The sequence below is a fragment of the Streptomyces sp. NPDC048275 genome (assembly GCF_040652275.1).
In the GTDB taxonomy this organism is placed as follows: Bacteria; Actinomycetota; Actinomycetes; order Streptomycetales; family Streptomycetaceae; genus Streptomyces.
Map to the genome: position 1 here is coordinate 162,795 of NZ_JBEZLR010000004.1, position 14,376 is coordinate 177,170.

At 67.9% G+C, this 14,376-nt stretch carries 12 protein-coding genes and 1 riboswitch; of the genes, 2 read left to right on the forward strand and 10 right to left on the reverse strand.

What is annotated here, in order from left to right; translation table 11 throughout:
* Positions 1-259: 259 nt before the first annotated feature.
* From AB0D57_RS04705 to AB0D57_RS04730, 6 genes are all read right to left on the reverse strand, one after another.
* Positions 260-1,621 carry an aminotransferase class V-fold PLP-dependent enzyme gene (locus tag AB0D57_RS04705; RefSeq protein WP_362066977.1) on the reverse strand — a complete coding sequence of 454 codons (1,362 nt, stop codon included), beginning with the start codon at positions 1,619-1,621 and terminating at the stop codon, positions 260-262.
* 185 nt (positions 1,622-1,806) lie between these two features.
* Positions 1,807-1,923, reverse strand: a riboswitch (SAM riboswitch).
* A gap of 158 nt (positions 1,924-2,081) precedes the next feature.
* Complete coding sequence (trpD, locus tag AB0D57_RS04710) at positions 2,082-3,146, reverse strand: anthranilate phosphoribosyltransferase (protein ID WP_362066979.1); 1,065 nt, start codon at positions 3,144-3,146, stop codon at positions 2,082-2,084.
* Positions 3,147-3,304: 158 nt separating this feature from the next.
* The gene (locus AB0D57_RS04715) at positions 3,305-4,945 is read right to left on the reverse strand and encodes a cytochrome bc complex cytochrome b subunit (RefSeq protein ID WP_362066981.1); all 1,641 of its coding nucleotides are present in this window, start codon (positions 4,943-4,945) and stop codon (positions 3,305-3,307) included.
* The gene (locus AB0D57_RS04720) at positions 4,942-6,006 is read right to left on the reverse strand and encodes a Rieske 2Fe-2S domain-containing protein (protein WP_362066983.1); all 1,065 of its coding nucleotides are present in this window, start codon (positions 6,004-6,006) and stop codon (positions 4,942-4,944) included. The genes AB0D57_RS04715 and AB0D57_RS04720 overlap by 4 nt, the downstream gene beginning before the upstream one ends.
* Positions 6,003-6,812 (reverse strand): c-type cytochrome, encoded by an 810-nt coding sequence (locus AB0D57_RS04725; RefSeq protein ID WP_362066985.1) that lies wholly within the window; start codon positions 6,810-6,812, stop codon positions 6,003-6,005. The genes AB0D57_RS04720 and AB0D57_RS04725 overlap by 4 nt, the downstream gene beginning before the upstream one ends.
* 64 nt (positions 6,813-6,876) lie before the next feature.
* Positions 6,877-7,497: a heme-copper oxidase subunit III gene (locus tag AB0D57_RS04730; protein WP_362066987.1), complete on the reverse strand. Its 621-nt coding sequence runs from the start codon at positions 7,495-7,497 to the stop codon at positions 6,877-6,879.
* Between the two features lie 193 nt (positions 7,498-7,690).
* Between AB0D57_RS04730 and AB0D57_RS04735 the strand changes: the two genes are divergently transcribed.
* Positions 7,691-8,092 carry a hypothetical protein gene (locus AB0D57_RS04735; RefSeq protein WP_362066989.1) on the forward strand — a complete coding sequence of 134 codons (402 nt, stop codon included), beginning with the start codon at positions 7,691-7,693 and terminating at the stop codon, positions 8,090-8,092.
* Positions 8,093-8,213: 121 nt separating this feature from the next.
* On the opposite strand, the gene AB0D57_RS04740 is transcribed toward AB0D57_RS04735, so the two are convergent.
* From AB0D57_RS04740 to coxB, 4 genes are all read right to left on the reverse strand, one after another.
* Complete coding sequence (locus AB0D57_RS04740) at positions 8,214-9,473, reverse strand: Ig-like domain-containing protein (RefSeq protein ID WP_362066991.1); 1,260 nt, start codon at positions 9,471-9,473, stop codon at positions 8,214-8,216.
* A 155-nt stretch (positions 9,474-9,628) separates the two neighbouring features.
* The gene (locus tag AB0D57_RS04745; protein ID WP_362066993.1) at positions 9,629-10,027 is read right to left on the reverse strand and encodes a cytochrome c oxidase subunit 4; all 399 of its coding nucleotides are present in this window, start codon (positions 10,025-10,027) and stop codon (positions 9,629-9,631) included.
* Positions 10,024-11,760, reverse strand: a complete 1,737-nt coding sequence (gene ctaD, locus AB0D57_RS04750; RefSeq protein ID WP_362066995.1) for a cytochrome c oxidase subunit I — start codon at positions 11,758-11,760, stop codon at positions 10,024-10,026. The genes AB0D57_RS04745 and ctaD overlap by 4 nt, the downstream gene beginning before the upstream one ends.
* Entirely contained in the window at positions 11,757-12,716 is a 960-nt protein-coding gene (coxB, locus tag AB0D57_RS04755) for a cytochrome c oxidase subunit II (RefSeq protein ID WP_362066997.1), read from the reverse strand. The genes ctaD and coxB overlap by 4 nt, the downstream gene beginning before the upstream one ends.
* A gap of 271 nt (positions 12,717-12,987) precedes the next feature.
* Between coxB and AB0D57_RS04760 the strand changes: the two genes are divergently transcribed.
* Positions 12,988-14,364, forward strand: coding sequence for an aminotransferase class V-fold PLP-dependent enzyme (locus tag AB0D57_RS04760; protein WP_362066999.1), 1,377 nt, complete (start codon positions 12,988-12,990; stop codon positions 14,362-14,364).
* Positions 14,365-14,376 lie beyond the last annotated feature (12 nt).

Here is a 14,376-nt window from a genome sequence, read left to right on the forward strand (position 1 = left end):
GTCCCCGGGGGCTCCGCCCCCGGACCCCCGGCGGTGGTTCTTTTGCTGCGGGGCAGTGGGGGCTGGGCGCGCCCACGCGGCGGAGCCGCACAATGTCACAGCCCCGCGCCCCTGACCACTTCCAGCCCGTCCGGCGTTTGAGGACGAGGCCGTTCAGGCCGAACGGGGGTCTGGGGGCGGAGCCCCCAGGTACGGATGGGACGGGTAGGGGCGGCGGGGGCGAACTCACCACCCAAGCCCCCAGCCACCCGCAGTCACCTCAAACGGCGGGCACGCAACGCCCGTCCTCCGTGCGGTAGTTCCACTTCGCACCGTCCCGGACCAACTCCCCCACGGCCCGTACGAATCGCTCCACGTGCTCGTCCGGCGTACCCGCCCCGAAGCTGACACGGATCGCGTTGAGGGACTTCTCCCCCGGCGCGGCCTCGGGCGCGCCGCACTCCCCCTGGGTCCCCGGGTCGCTGCCGAGGAGCGTGCGCACCAGCGGATGGGCGCAGAAGAGTCCGTCGCGCACCCCGATGCCGTACTCCGCGGAGAGTGCCGCCGCGAAGTGCGAGCTGTTCCAGCCCTCGACGACGAAGGAGATGACGCCGACCCGTGGGGCGTCGTCACCGAAGAGGGACAGGACACGCACCTCGGGAACCTCGGCGAGCCCCGCGCGGACGGCCGCGATGAGCTGCTGCTCACGGGCGACAAGCGTGTCGAAACCCGCCTCGGTGAGCGCCTTGCAGGCGGACGCGATCGAGTACGCGCCGATGACGTTCGGTGAGCCGGCCTCGTGCCGGGCCGCGCTCTCGTGCCACTCCACGTCCACCCCGCCGTCCGTACGCCGCGTGACCTTGCGGCTGGCGCCGCCACCGGCGAGGTACGGCTCGGCCTCACGCAGCCAGTCGGAGCGGCCCGCGAGGACGCCGGAGCCGAACGGCGCGTACAGCTTGTGCCCGGAGAAGGCGACCCAGTCGACGTCGAGGTCCCGTACCGACACGCGGTGGTGCGGAGCGAGCTGGGCGGCGTCGAGGACGATCCGGGCGCCGTGCGCGTGCGCCGCGGCGGCGAGCTCACGCACGGGCCACAGCTCGCCGGTGACGTTCGAGGCGCCGGTCACACAGACGAGGGCCGGACCGTAGGGGTCACGGTCGGCGAGGGCACGCTCCAGGGTGGTCACGGCCTGCCTCGGGGTGCGGGGCGCGTCGAGGTACGTCACCCGCGCGTCCTTCCACGGCAGCAGCGAGGCGTGGTGCTCGGTCTCGAAGACGAAGACCTGGCAGTCGGCCGGAAGGGTGGCGGCCAGCAGATTGAGCGAGTCGGTGGTCGACCGGGTGAAGACGACCTGGTCGCCCTCCCGGCAGTCCAGGAACTCCGTGACGGTCCTGCGGGCGTTCTCGAAGAGATCGGTGGACAGCTGGGACAGGTATCCGGCGCCTCGGTGCACGCTGCCGTAGTACGGGGCATACGCGGCCACGTCGTCCCACACCCGCTGCAGGGCCGGGGCGCTGGCGGCGTAGTCGAGCGCGGCGTAGGTGACCTCGCCGCCGGTGACCAGCGGGACGGTGACATCCCGCCCCAGAACGGGCAGCGGGGCGCAAACGGACTGGTCGGCGGCAATGACGGAGACAGACATGGCGAGCTCCTGTGAGAGGCAGGCGGAATCGCTGCGCCGGACAGCCCGGCCGGGGCGTCAACAGCACAGGAAAAGGCGAAAAAGGGGTACGCGGAGGCGGGGCTCTAGCCCTATCGCATTCGCTTGCTCACAGAGGGCTCCCTCGAACGACCAGGACCCCTGGTGCCCACTCAAAGAGTGCGAGGGGTCCGCGCTTGCCGTAGACCTCGCTGCCTACGGCCTGGTCTTCACCCGGGGCACCCCGCCACGGACGGAGGGTTGCCGGACAGCCGGCCGGGGCCTGATGGCTGTCGCTCATGACCTGCGCAGCATCTTGCCACACGGCCTCCCGGGCGCAACCCCCATGTCCGGATACCGGGACGGGGAGGAGGACCACGCCCCCGCCTCCTTGGGGGCTCAAGGAGGGGACGGGTGCGGGCGGCGGGGGCGAGAACAAGCCCCACCCCCGCCGCCGCGGGCGCTACGCGTTGCTGGCCGCCACCCACCGCTCCAGCGCCGCCTTCGCCGCCCCGGAATCGATCGCCTCCGCCGCCTTCGCCATGCCGACGCGCAGCTGCTCCGCAAGCGGCGCCTCGCCCGGCGAGAGGGCGACCAGCGCCGCCGCCGAGTTCAGCAACACGGCGTCCCGCACGGGCCCCGTCTCACCGTTCAACAGCCGACGGGCGACATCGGCGTTGTACGAGGCGTCAGCGCCCCGCAGGGCCTCCACCGGGACGAGGTCGAGGCCGACGTCACGGGGGTCGAAGCGCTCCTCCTGGACCTTGCCGTCACGGACGACCCACACCTTCGACGTCGACGTGGTGGTCAGCTCGTCCAGGCCGTCGTCACCGCGGAAGACCAGCGAGGAGTTACCGCGCTCGGCGAACACGCCAGCCACGATCGGCGCCATGCGCGGATCCGCGACGCCGACCGCCTGCGCCCGTACCCGCGCCGGGTTCGTCAGCGGACCGAGGGCGTTGAAGACCGTCCGGATCCCCAACTGCCCCCGCGCCGCCGCCACATGACGCAGCGCCGGGTGGAACTTGACCGCGAAGCAGAAGGTGATCCCGGCCTCCTCGGCCACCTCGGCCACCCGCTTCAGCGGCAGCTCCAGATTGACGCCGAGCTTCTCCAGGACGTCCGAGGCACCGGACGCCGAGGACGCGGCCCGGTTGCCGTGCTTGACGACCTTGGCACCGGTGCCGGCCACGACGATCGCCGACATCGTGGAGATGTTGACGGTCTTCGCGCCGTCGCCGCCCGTACCGACGATGTCGACGGTCTCCCCCGGCACCTCGATCACGTTCGCGTGGTCGTACATCGCCCGGACCAGACCGGAGATCTCCTCGACCGTCTCGCCTTTGGCCCGCAGCGCCACCACGAAACCGGCGATCTGCGCGTCCGTCGCCTCGCCGCGCATGATGCGGTCCATCGCCCAGGCCGTGTTGTCCGCGCTCTGGTCACGGCCGTCGAGCAGGCCGTTCAGTACCTCGGGCCAGGAACGGCCCGCCGCGGTATTGCCTCCAGCGGGGTTCACAGCGCTCATAAGCCGCTCCTGGGTCCGTCCCGTCCGTCCTGGACAGGGACACCTGTAGATGAGAACACCCTATCCAGGCCCGGAGGCGGCAAAGAGCCCCCGTCCATGCAATGGACGGGGGCTCTTGCCGTGGCGATCGTGGTGATCGATGAGGATCGGTCAGAGGATCAGTGGTGGCCGTGGCCGCTCGTGATCTCCTCGTACTCCTCGACCGTGGGCTTGGGGATCTGGTTGTTCTCCCCGTAGTAGCCCTTGCTGAGCTTGGCGCGCAGCCTCTGCGTGCCCTTCACCTTGCGCTCGACACCGTTCTCGTCGACCGTCGGGCCGATCTCGGCGGGCTGGTACTGCTCGTGCGCGGTGAGCGTGTGCAGCGCTTCCGGGCCGAGCGGCTCGTGCACCTCGATGAACTCACCGTGCGGCAGACGCTTGATGATGCCCGACTCGCGGCCGTGCAGCACCTTGTCCTTGTCGCGGCGCTGGAGGCCGAGGCAGATCCGCTTGGTGGCGAGGAACACCAGCACCGGCACCACGAAGAATCCGATGCGCACGAACCAGGTGATCGAGTTGATCGACAGATGGAAGTGCGTCGCCCAGATGTCGTTTCCACCACCGACGAGCATGACGAAGTACCAGCTGATCCAGGCGGCACCGAACGCGGTCCGGGTCGGGGCGTTGCGCGGGCGGTCCAGGATGTGGTGCTCGCGCTTGTCGCCGGTGATCCAGGACTCGATGAACGGGTACACCGCGATCGCGACCAGGACCAGCGGGAAGATCACCAGCGGGATGAACACACCCAGGACGAGCGTGTGGCCCCAGAAGTTGATCTCCCAGCCCGGCATGACACGGATCAGGCCCTCGGAGAAGCCCATGTACCAGTCGGGCTGCGCACCGGTGGACACCTGGTCCGGACGGTAGGGGCCCATGGACCAGATCGGGTTGATCGAGGCGATCGCCGCGACGGCCGCGATGACACCGAAGACCAGGAAGAAGAAGCCTCCGGCCTTGGCCGTGTAGACCGGCAGCAGCGGCATGCCGACGACGTTGTTGTTCGCCTTTCCGGGGCCCGCGAACTGCGTGTGCTTGTGGTACCAGACCAGAATCAGGTGACCGACCAACAGGCCGAGCATGAGGCCCGGCAGCAGCAGGATGTGCACCGAGTAGAAGCGGGCCACGAAGTCGCCGCCCGGGAACTCGCCGCCGAAGAGGAAGAACGAGAGGTACGTGCCCACGATCGGCACGGACAGGATGGCGCCCTCCATGAAGCGGACACCGGTGCCGGAGAGCAGGTCGTCCGGGAGCGAGTAACCGGTGAAGCCGGTGAACATGCCCAGGACGAACAGCAGGAAGCCGAACAGCCAGCTGATCTCACGGGGCTTGCGGAACGCGCCCGTGAAGAACACACGCATCATGTGCACGAACATGCCGGCGAGGAAGATCAGCGCCGCCCAGTGGTGGATCTGCCGGATCAGCAGACCACCGCGCACATCGAAGGAGATGTGCATGGTCGAGTTGAACGCCTCGGACATCAGCTGTCCCTGGAGCGGGACGTAGCTGCCGTGGTACGTCACCTCGTTCATCGACGGGTGGAAGAACAGCGTCAGATACACACCCGTGAGGATGATGATGATGAAGCTGTAGAGGCAGACCTCACCCAGCATGAACGACCAGTGGTCGGGGAAGATCTTGCGCATGTTGGTCTTGGCCAGGGAGTAGATCCCCAGACGACCGTCGGCCCAGTCGGCGACCCGCTCACCTGCGGGCGCCTTGTCGCGCGAAGAACGCGCATCGGTTTTGGGCGTAGTGCTCATCCGCGCTCCCAGAAGGCAGGACCGACGGGCTCATCGAAGTCGCCGAGCGCCTCGAGGTAGCCCTCTTCGTTCACACCGATGCGCAGCTGCGGCAGGGCGTGACCGGCCGGGCCGAAGATCACTCGGGCACCGTCGGAGAGGTCGAAGGTGGACTGGTGGCACGGGCAGAGTACGTGGTGCGTCTGCTGCTCGTACAGGGAGATCGGGCAACCGACGTGGGTGCAGATCTTCGAGTAGGCCACGATTCCCTCGTAGCCCCACGCGAGTTCCTGCTTGTCCTTGATGTTGTCCGGCTGGATCCGGACGATCATCACGGCCGCCTTCGCGATCTCCTTCTGGAAGTCCTCGTCGTGCTCTTCCAGGCCCTCGGGCTTGACGAAGGTGAGCGAACCGACGGCGATGTCCGAGGGACGCAGCGGCTCGTTCGTGTTCATGTTGACGAGCTGCAGTCCCTTGCGCCACATCGTGTGCCGCAGCTTGGTCCCGGGCAGCGGGCCGAGGTCGCGCAGCAGCACGACGCCGGAGAGCGGAACCAGGGTCAGCGCACCGAACATCGTGTTGCGGATCAGCTTGCGGCGGCCGAACCCGGACTCCTTGGCGCCCTGCTGGAAGTCGTCCAGGACCTTGGCCCTGACCTCCTCCGGCGCCTCGATCGCGTGACGCTCGTCAGTGAACTCCACGTCGGACATCAGAGTGCGGGACCAGTGGACCGCGCCCGCGCCGATCGCGAACAGCGCCACGCCGAGGGTCATGCCCAGCGCGAAGTTCAACGCGCTGATGTGGCCGATCGGGAAGACGTAGATCGACTGGTCGGCCGGGATCGCCACGAACGAGGCGATGAAGCCCACCGTGGCGAGCATCGACAGCGTGAACAGGAAGGCGACGACGCGCTCCGACCGCTTGGCGGCCCGCTCGTCGATGTCCTGGATGCGGTGCTCGTGGGGCGGCAGGCCCGGGTCCGCGAACGGGTTCGTCTCGCCCGTGACGGCTACCGTGCCGTGACCGTGCTCGTCGGCCTGCTCAGCGGGCAGGTTCTCTTGTGGATTGTCTTGGCTACTCATGACTTCTTGGCCTTTGCGGTCCGAGCGGCGACCCAGATGGCGACGGCGACCAGGCTGCCCAGACCGAAGACCCAGCCGAACAGGCCTTCGCTGACCGGCCCGAGGCCACCCAGGCTCAGGCCACCGGGGTCCACGGTCTCGTCACTGTTGACCGCGTCGAGGTACGCGATGATGTCCTTCTTGTTCTTCTCCGTCAGCGTGGTGTCGGGGAAGGACGGCATGTTCTGCGGGCCGGTCTGCATGGCCTCGTAGATGTGCTTCGGGTCGACACCCTCAAGGCTCGGCGCGAACTTGCCGTGCGTGAGCGCGCCACCCTTGCCGGTGAAGTTGTGGCACTGGGCGCAGTTGGTGCGGAAGAGTTCGCCGCCCTTGGCGATGTCCGCGCCCTCGGGACTGACCTGGCTCTCGGTCGGGATCGTGGGACCGGCACCGAGCGAGGCGATGAACGCCGCGAGCTGGTCGATCTCGGCCTGCGAGTAGATGACCTTCTTCTTCGGGACCTGCGCGCCCGGCTGCTGCGCCGGCATACGGCCGGTGCCGACCTGGAAGTCGACGGCCGCGGCGCCCACGCCCACCAGGCTCGGCCCGTCGGAGGACCCCTGACCGCCGGATCCGTGGCAGCTTGCGCAGCCGACGGCGTAGAGCTTCTTGCCCTCGTCGATGGCGAGGGACTGGGCGGTTTCATCGGCCTGCGCCTTGCTCGCGGGTGCGAACGCGGCGTACAGCCCCCCGGTGGCCGCCAGCGCGAGGAGTAGGACGACGACCGCCGCCAGCGGATGGCGTCGTCGTGCGGAGAGCTTTTTCACGGATTACCCCGGTGTCAGGATCTTCTGCGTCGATGCTTCTGGATGTTTCGGGCGGTGGGCCCGATTACTTGATCATGTAGATCGTGGCGAAGAGGCCGATCCAGACGACATCGACGAAGTGCCAGTAGTAGGACACGACGATGGCGGCGGTCGCCTGCTCGTGAGTGAACCTCTTGGCCGCGTATGTGCGGCCGAGGACAAACAGGAAGGCGATGAGCCCGCCCGTCACGTGCAGGCCGTGGAAGCCGGTGGTCAGGTAGAACACCGAGCCGTACGGGTCGGAGGAGAGCGAGAGCCCGTCCTTCTTGACCAGTTCGGTGTACTCGAAGATCTGACCGCCGATGAAGATCGCACCCATCACGAAGGTGACGATGAACCACATCCGGAGCTTCTTCACGTCCCCGCGCTCGGCGGCGAATACGCCGAGCTGGCAGGTCAGGGAAGAGAGCACCAGGATCGTGGTGTTCGTCGCCGAGAACGGGAAGTTGAGATGGTCCGCCATCTCCTTCCAGTGTTCCGGCCCGGTCACCGATCGCAGGGTGAAGTACATCGCGAAGAGGGCCGCGAAGAACATCAGCTCGGAACTCAGCCAGATGATGGTTCCGACGCTGGTGAGGTTCGGTCGATTGACCGACGGGTGCGCGTGCCCGGTTTCTACTGTCGTTGCTGTCGCCACGACCGACATTATGTCGGTCGCTTATCCCGCCCTCACGCCCGGGGGTGCCGTTCGGGGTGTCCGTGGGGTGTGTCCAGCCCGTATGGCCCATCGAAGCCCTGTCCGAACCGGTGTTGACGACGTGTTTGAAGGGGTAGCATCCGCGCCATCGGTACCCGGAGTTCCCGACCAAAGCTGTGCTTCTTAGATGCGTGGAGGAACAATGCAGCCGACCGCCACGGTGCTGGTCTACAGCGACGACTCCCAGACCCGGGAGCAGGTGCGGCTCGCCACCGGGCGCCGGCCAGCTCCGGACGTCCCCGCCGTCGAGTTCATCGAGTGCGCCACGCACGCGGCGGTCCTGACGGAGATGGGCAAGGGCGGGATCGACGTCTGCGTGCTGGACGGCGAGGCCGTCCCGATGGGCGGAATGGGTCTCTGCCGGCAGCTCAAGGACGAGATCTTCAACTGCCCGCCCGTCCTGGTGCTCATCGGGCGCCCGCAGGATGCCTGGCTGGCCACGTGGAGCCGTGCGGATGCCGCCGTGACACTGCCGGTGGACCCTGTCGAGTTCGCGTCCGCCCTGGCCTCTCTGTTGCGGCGTAAGGCCCTCCTGGGCGCGTGAGGGCTCGGGGCGGCGGGTGCGCTGCGCGCCTGCGGGTCGTTGGGGCTGGTCGCGCCCACGCGGCGGAGTCGCACGTGTCACAGCTCCGTGCCCCTGAGGGGGCGCTCCCCGCGCCCCCGCTTCACACTGGCTCGGGGCGCAGCCGGGCGCTGTCCGCAGCGAACGGGCTCTCAGGGCCGTGCGCCATCAGGGCGCTGCCGCTGAGCCAGTTCTGCCAGTCGAGGTTCCAGTCGCCGAAACCGTTGCCGAACAGGTCCATGATCTTGCCCTTGGAGTTCTGGACCTTCACGATGTCGCCCTCGCGCACGTGCTCGAAGAACCACTTGGCGTTGGCGGTACTCATCCCGGTGCAGCCGTGGCTGACGTTCGCCAACCCCTGCTGGCCGACCGACCAGGGCGCCGCGTGCACGTACTCGCCGCTCCAGGTCACGCGGGTCGCGTAGTACACGGGCAGGTCGTACGAGTCCGAAGTGCCCTCCGCGATACCGACGGTGGTACCGCGCATGCGTACGAAGTACTCCTTGCCGAGCACCACCTTGACGCCGTTGCGGGTCTCGAAACCGGGCTTGCCGGTGGTGACGGGGATCTGCTTGATCGCCTGGTCGTTCTCGTAGACCGTCATGCGGTGCGTGGCGGCGTCCGTGACGGCGATGAGGCGGTTGCCGGTGGTGAGCTGCAGGGGCTTCGCCTCGCCGCCCCAGAGGCGTTCGGCGACCTTGAGGCCCTTCAGGTTGCTGTGCGCCTGGATGGTGGCCTGGGCGGGCCAGAACTCCTTGGGGCGGTAGTGCAGCGTCTTGTCGTCGACCCAGTGCCAGGCGCCCTCCACCGCGGGCTCCGAGTCGATCCTGAGGGCGCCCTCGACGACCGCGCGGGCGGCTTTGTCCTTGATGGGGGCGCTGAGTACGGCGGTGACAGGCTGGCCGACGCCGTATTCGCCCGCCCCGGGCCCGAAGGTCACGTCGAGGGCCTTCTTGGTCTTGGGCGTGCTGGTGTCGAAGGCGATGATCTGGCGGCCGGCGGCACCGTCCGCGTCCTCCGTGCTCACCCGCACCGTGTAATGGGCGCCCGCGGCCAGCGGTGAGGTGCTGTGCCAGCGGCTGCCGTCGGCGGAGAGCTCGCCCGCCACGTACCGCCCCGACGTGTCGATGGCCGTCACATCGGTGATGCGTCCGTCGTCACCCGTGGCGGTGATCTCCAGGGGCTTGTCGGGGTCGACCTTCTGGTTCTCGTCCGGGCCGCTGAAGGAGATCTGACCCGCCGCGTCGTACGGCCTGGCCGAGAGGGGATGGCCGTCGGAGTCGCAGGCGGTGGCGGCCGCGCCGAGAGCGACCACCAGCGTGGCGCAGCTGACGACCGTACGGATTCGCGGAGAGTGGTTCATGGTTTCACGCTATGAACCCCCGTCGGTTACGGCGCGGCGAGTGAGCCGTGCGAGGGACGGGATGTGCGCCGAACGAGGGAACCCGGACCCTCCTCACGGAGTGTCCGGGTTCCCGGGCGTTCAGCGCGTGCTACAGGGCCGCGTACGAGTACGTACTACTGCGTGCGGTTGTCACCGTGGTAGTACTCGAAGACCCAGCCCCACAGGCCGATCAGGATGATCGGCAGCGAGAAGTACAGCAGCCACCAGCCGAAGACGACGCCCATGAAGGCGAGCGCGCCACCGACGGCGAGCGAGAGCGGCTGCCAGCTGTGCGGGCTGAAGAAGCCCACCTCGCCGGCCTCGTCCGCGACGTCGGCCTCCTTGTCGTCCTGCGCGAGCGCGTCGACACGCCGGGCCGTGAAGGCGAGGTAGTAGCCGATCATCACGCTCAGGCCGAAGGCCAGGAAGAGCGCGGTGGTGCCGGCCGGCTCCTTCGACCACACGCCATAGACGATCGCCATGACGAGGATGAAGGCGGCGAGCCAGAGGAACATCTTGCCTTGGACCTTCACTTGCCGGCCTCCTTGCCACCAGCGAGGGCCTTGCCACCGTGACCGTGGTTCTCAAGCTGGTCGAGAGCGGCGATCTCCGGGTGATGCAGATCGAAGGCCGGGGATTCGGAACGGATCCGCGGCAGGGTGAGGAAGTTGTGCCGCGGCGGCGGGCAGGACGTGGCCCACTCGAGCGAACGACCGTAGCCCCACGGGTCGTCGACCTCGACCTTCTTGCCGTACTTGGCGGTCTTCCACACGTTGTAGAAGAACGGCAGGATCGACAGGCCGAGCAGGAACGAGCTGATCGTCGAGATCGTGTTCAGCGCGGTGAAGCCGTCGGCGGCGAGGTAGTCCGCGTAGCGACGCGGCATGCCCTCGACACCCAGCCAGTGCTGCACCAGGAACGTGCCGTGGAAGCCCACGAACAGCGTCCAGAAGGTGATCTTTCCGAGCCGCTCGTCGAGCATCTTGCCGGTGAACTTCGGCCACCAGAAGTGGAAGCCGGAGAACATCGCGAACACGACCGTACCGAAGATCACGTAGTGGAAGTGCGCCACCACGAAGTACGAGTCCGAGACGTGGAAGTCCATCGGCGGCGAGGCCAGGATGACGCCGGTCAGACCACCGAAGGTGAAGGTGATCAGGAATCCGACCGCCCAGAGCATCGGTGTCTCGAAGGACAACGAGCCCTTCCACATCGTTCCGATCCAGTTGAAGAACTTCACGCCTGTTGGGACGGCGATGAGGAACGTCATGAAGGAGAAGAACGGGAGTAGTACGCCACCGGTGACGTACATGTGGTGCGCCCACACGGTCACGGACAGACCGGCAATGGCGATGGTGGCGCCGATGAGACCCATGTAGCCGAACATCGGCTTGCGGGAGAACACCGGGATGACCTCGGAAATGATTCCGAAGAATGGCAGGGCGATGATGTACACCTCTGGATGGCCGAAGAACCAGAAGAGGTGTTGCCAGAGCAATGCTCCGCCATTTGCGGCGTCGAAGATATGGGCACCGAATTTACGGTCCGCCTCCAGGGCGAACAGCGCGGCGGCCAGTACCGGGAACGCCAGCAGCACCAGAACCGCGGTGAGCAGCACGTTCCACACGAAGATCGGCATGCGGAACATCGTCATGCCGGGAGCGCGCATGCAGATGATCGTGGTGATGAAGTTGACCGCACCGAGGATCGTGCCGAAGCCGGAGAAGGCCAGACCCATGATCCACATGTCGGCGCCGATGCCCGGCGAGCGGACCGCGTCCGACAGCGGGCTGTAGGCGAACCAGCCGAAGTCGGCCGCACCCTGCGGGGTGAGGAAGCCGCCGACCGCGATGAGCGAGCCGAACAGGTAGAGCCAGTAAGCGAACATGTTCAGCCGCGGGAACGCCACGTCGGGCGCGCCGATCTGCAGCGGCATGATCCAGTTCGTGAAACCGGCGAACAGCGGCGTCGCGAACATCAGCAGCATGATCGTGCCGTGCATCGTGAACGCCTGGTTGAACTGCTCGTTCGACATGATCTGCGTGCCGGGACGGGCCAGTTCGGCGCGCATGAACAGCGCCATGACGCCGCCGATGCAGAAGAACGCGAACGACGTGACCAGATACAGCGTGCCGATCGTCTTGTGGTCAGTGGTGGTGAGCCACTTGATCACGACGTTGCCGGGCTGCTTGCGCCGTACCGGCAGCTCGTTCTCGTACGAGTCTTCGGCTTCGGCAGCACCCTGGGGTTCGTTGAGGATGCTCACAGGTTGTTCGTCTCCCGGTTCTTCTCGTGGCCCGTCTGCTCAATGCCGGCCGGGACGTAACCGGTCTGTCCCTTCGCCGCGAGCTCCTTGAGGTAGGCCTCGTAGCGCTCGGGGGAGACGACCTTCACGTTGAAGAGCATCCGGGAGTGGTCGACGCCGCACAGCTCAGCACACTTGCCCAGGAAGGTGCCCTCCTTGTTGGGGGTCACCTGGAAGGAGTTGGTGTGCCCCGGAATGACGTCCTGCTTCATCAGGAACGGCACCACCCAGAAGGAGTGGATGACGTCACGTGAAGTGAGGACGAAGCGGACCGTCTTGCCCTTGGGGAGCACGAGGGTCGGACCGGGGTTGCCCGTCTGCGGATTCCGCGAGCTGGGCGTGCCGACGTCGTAGACACCGCCGGCGTTCGCCGGGAAGTCCTTCTTGAACCGGTCCGGAATGGCGGCCAGGTTCTTGTTTGTCTTGGCGTTCCCGGTGGAACCGGGGACGTCCTCGATGTAGTTGAAGCCCCAGCTCCACTGGAAGCCGACCACGTTGACCGTGACGTCGGGCTTCTCGTCGAGGCTGAGGAGCTTCGTCTCGTCGCGGGCGGTGAAGTAGAACAGCACCGAGACGATGATGAGCGGGACCACGGTGTACAACGCCTCGATGGGCATGTTGTACCGGGTCTGCGGAGGGACTTCGACCTTGGTGCGGCTGCGCCGGTGGAAGATCACGCTCCACAGGATCAGGCCCCAGACCAGCACGCCCGTGGCGAGCGCGGCCGCCCACGAGCCCTGCCAGAGGGAGAGGATCCGCGGAGCCTCTTCCGTGGTCGGGGTGGGCATACCAAGGCGGGGGAAGTCCTTGTATGTGCAACCGGTGGCGGTCGCCAGGACCAGGCCCGCAGTCAGTGCCTGCAGCAGCTTCCGCCGCATCGGGCGCCGCGGCGAGCGGTCGGAGCCGTTGGGACTCACGTAGCGCCTTCCCGAGAGTCTCGCCCGCGCTGGTTGGCTACGGCCTACTCGCTGGTCGCTCGCCGCCCTGGCACACGGGCAGGGGTTTGGATGTTTATGCGGACCAAACCCTACTGGACGCTATTTGGGGTCGCGCGGGGAGGGTGCCCAACGCGCCGTCCGACTCCCCGAAGGAGTGCTGTTTGTTCTGATGAGCGCCCTTGGACCCCCGGAATGCCCCGCTCCGGACGCCTTCTGACACCTCCTCCGGAGCAGGAGTTAGCGTGGTGGCGTGTCCTACTTCGACGCCGCGTCCGCGGCTCCGCTGCACCCCGTGGCCCGACAGGCCCTGCAGGCCTCGCTCGACGAGGGGTGGGCCGACCCCGCCCGGCTCTACCGCGAGGGGAGGCGGGCCCGGTTGCTGCTCGACGCGGCGCGCGAGGCGGCGGCCGACGCGGTGGGCTGCCGCCCCGACGAACTGGCGTTCACCTCGTCCGGTACCCGGGCGGTCCACTCCGGGATCGAGGGCGCCCTCGCGGGCCGCCGACGCATCGGATCCCACCTGATCGTGTCAGCCGTCGAACATTCGTCGGTACTCCATTCGGCAGACGTTCACGAGGCGGCGGGCGGCACGGTGACCCAGGTCCCGGTCGACCGTGCGGGCATGGTGTCCCCTTCCTCGTACGCCACCGCCCTGCGCCCCGACACCGCGCTCGCCTGTCTCCAGTCCGCCAACCACGAGGTGGGCACCCAGCAGCCGGTGGCGGCGGTCGCTCAGGCGTGCCGGGCGGCGGGGGTGCCGCTGCTGGTGGACGCGGCGCAGTCGCTGGGCTGGGGGCGCGTCGAGGGCGACTGGTCCTTGCTGGCGGCGAGCGCCCATAAATGGGGCGGCCCTTCGGGGGTCGGGCTGCTGGTCGTGCGCAAGGGGGTGCGGTTCGCGCCCCAAGGGCCGGTGGACGAGCGGGAGTCGGGCCGGGCGGCCGGCTTCGAGAACATCCCCGCCGTCGTGGCGGCGGCGGCCTCGCTGCGCGCCGTACGCGCGGAGGCGGCCGCGGAGGCGGTACGGCTGCGGGAACTGACGGACCGGATCCGGGTACGGGTCCCGCAGCTGGTGCCGGACGTGGAGGTGGTCGGCGACGCGGAGCGGCGGCTTCCGGGGATCGTCACCTTCTCCTGTCTCTATGTCGACGGAGAGACACTGCTGCACGAACTCGACCGCGCGGGTTTCTCGGTCTCCTCCGGCTCCTCCTGTACGAGCAGCACGCTGACCCCCAGCCATGTCCTGAAGGCGATGGGTGTGCTGACCGAGGGCAACGTCCGGGTGTCGCTGCCGCCGGACACGCCGTCCGAGGACGTCGACCGTTTCCTGTCCGTGCTGCCGGTCGCGGTCTCGGCGGTACGGGAGAAGCTGGGGGCGCCGACGCCCGCGGCGACCGTACGGGACGACGCCCTCGTCGTGGACGCCCTCGGCAAGCGGTGCCCGATCCCGGTGATCGAGCTGGCCAAGGTCATCGGTGATGTGCCCGTGGGCGGCCTCGTCCGCGTCCTCTCGGACGACGAGGCGGCCCGGCTGGACATTCCGGCCTGGTGCGAGATGCGGGGGCAGGAGTACGTCGGGGAGGAGCCGGCGGACCACGGCTCGGTGTATGTGGTCCGCCGGGTGGCCTAGGCCGACAGGGCC

Excerpts from the sequence above, each read along its gene's own strand:
- AB0D57_RS04730 (WP_362066987.1), bottom strand. The coding sequence starts at position 7,497 with ATGTCGGTCGTGGCGACAGCAACGACAGTAGAAACCGGGCACGCGCAC.
- trpD (WP_362066979.1), bottom strand. The coding sequence starts at position 3,146 with ATGAGCGCTGTGAACCCCGCTGGAGGCAATACCGCGGCGGGCCGTTCC.
- AB0D57_RS04715 (WP_362066981.1), bottom strand. The coding sequence starts at position 4,945 with ATGAGCACTACGCCCAAAACCGATGCGCGTTCTTCGCGCGACAAGGCG.
- AB0D57_RS04705 (WP_362066977.1), bottom strand. The coding sequence starts at position 1,621 with ATGTCTGTCTCCGTCATTGCCGCCGACCAGTCCGTTTGCGCCCCGCTG.
- AB0D57_RS04735 (WP_362066989.1), top strand. The coding sequence starts at position 7,691 with ATGCAGCCGACCGCCACGGTGCTGGTCTACAGCGACGACTCCCAGACC.
- AB0D57_RS04720 (WP_362066983.1), bottom strand. The coding sequence starts at position 6,006 with ATGAGTAGCCAAGACAATCCACAAGAGAACCTGCCCGCTGAGCAGGCC.
- AB0D57_RS04740 (WP_362066991.1), bottom strand. The coding sequence starts at position 9,473 with ATGAACCACTCTCCGCGAATCCGTACGGTCGTCAGCTGCGCCACGCTG.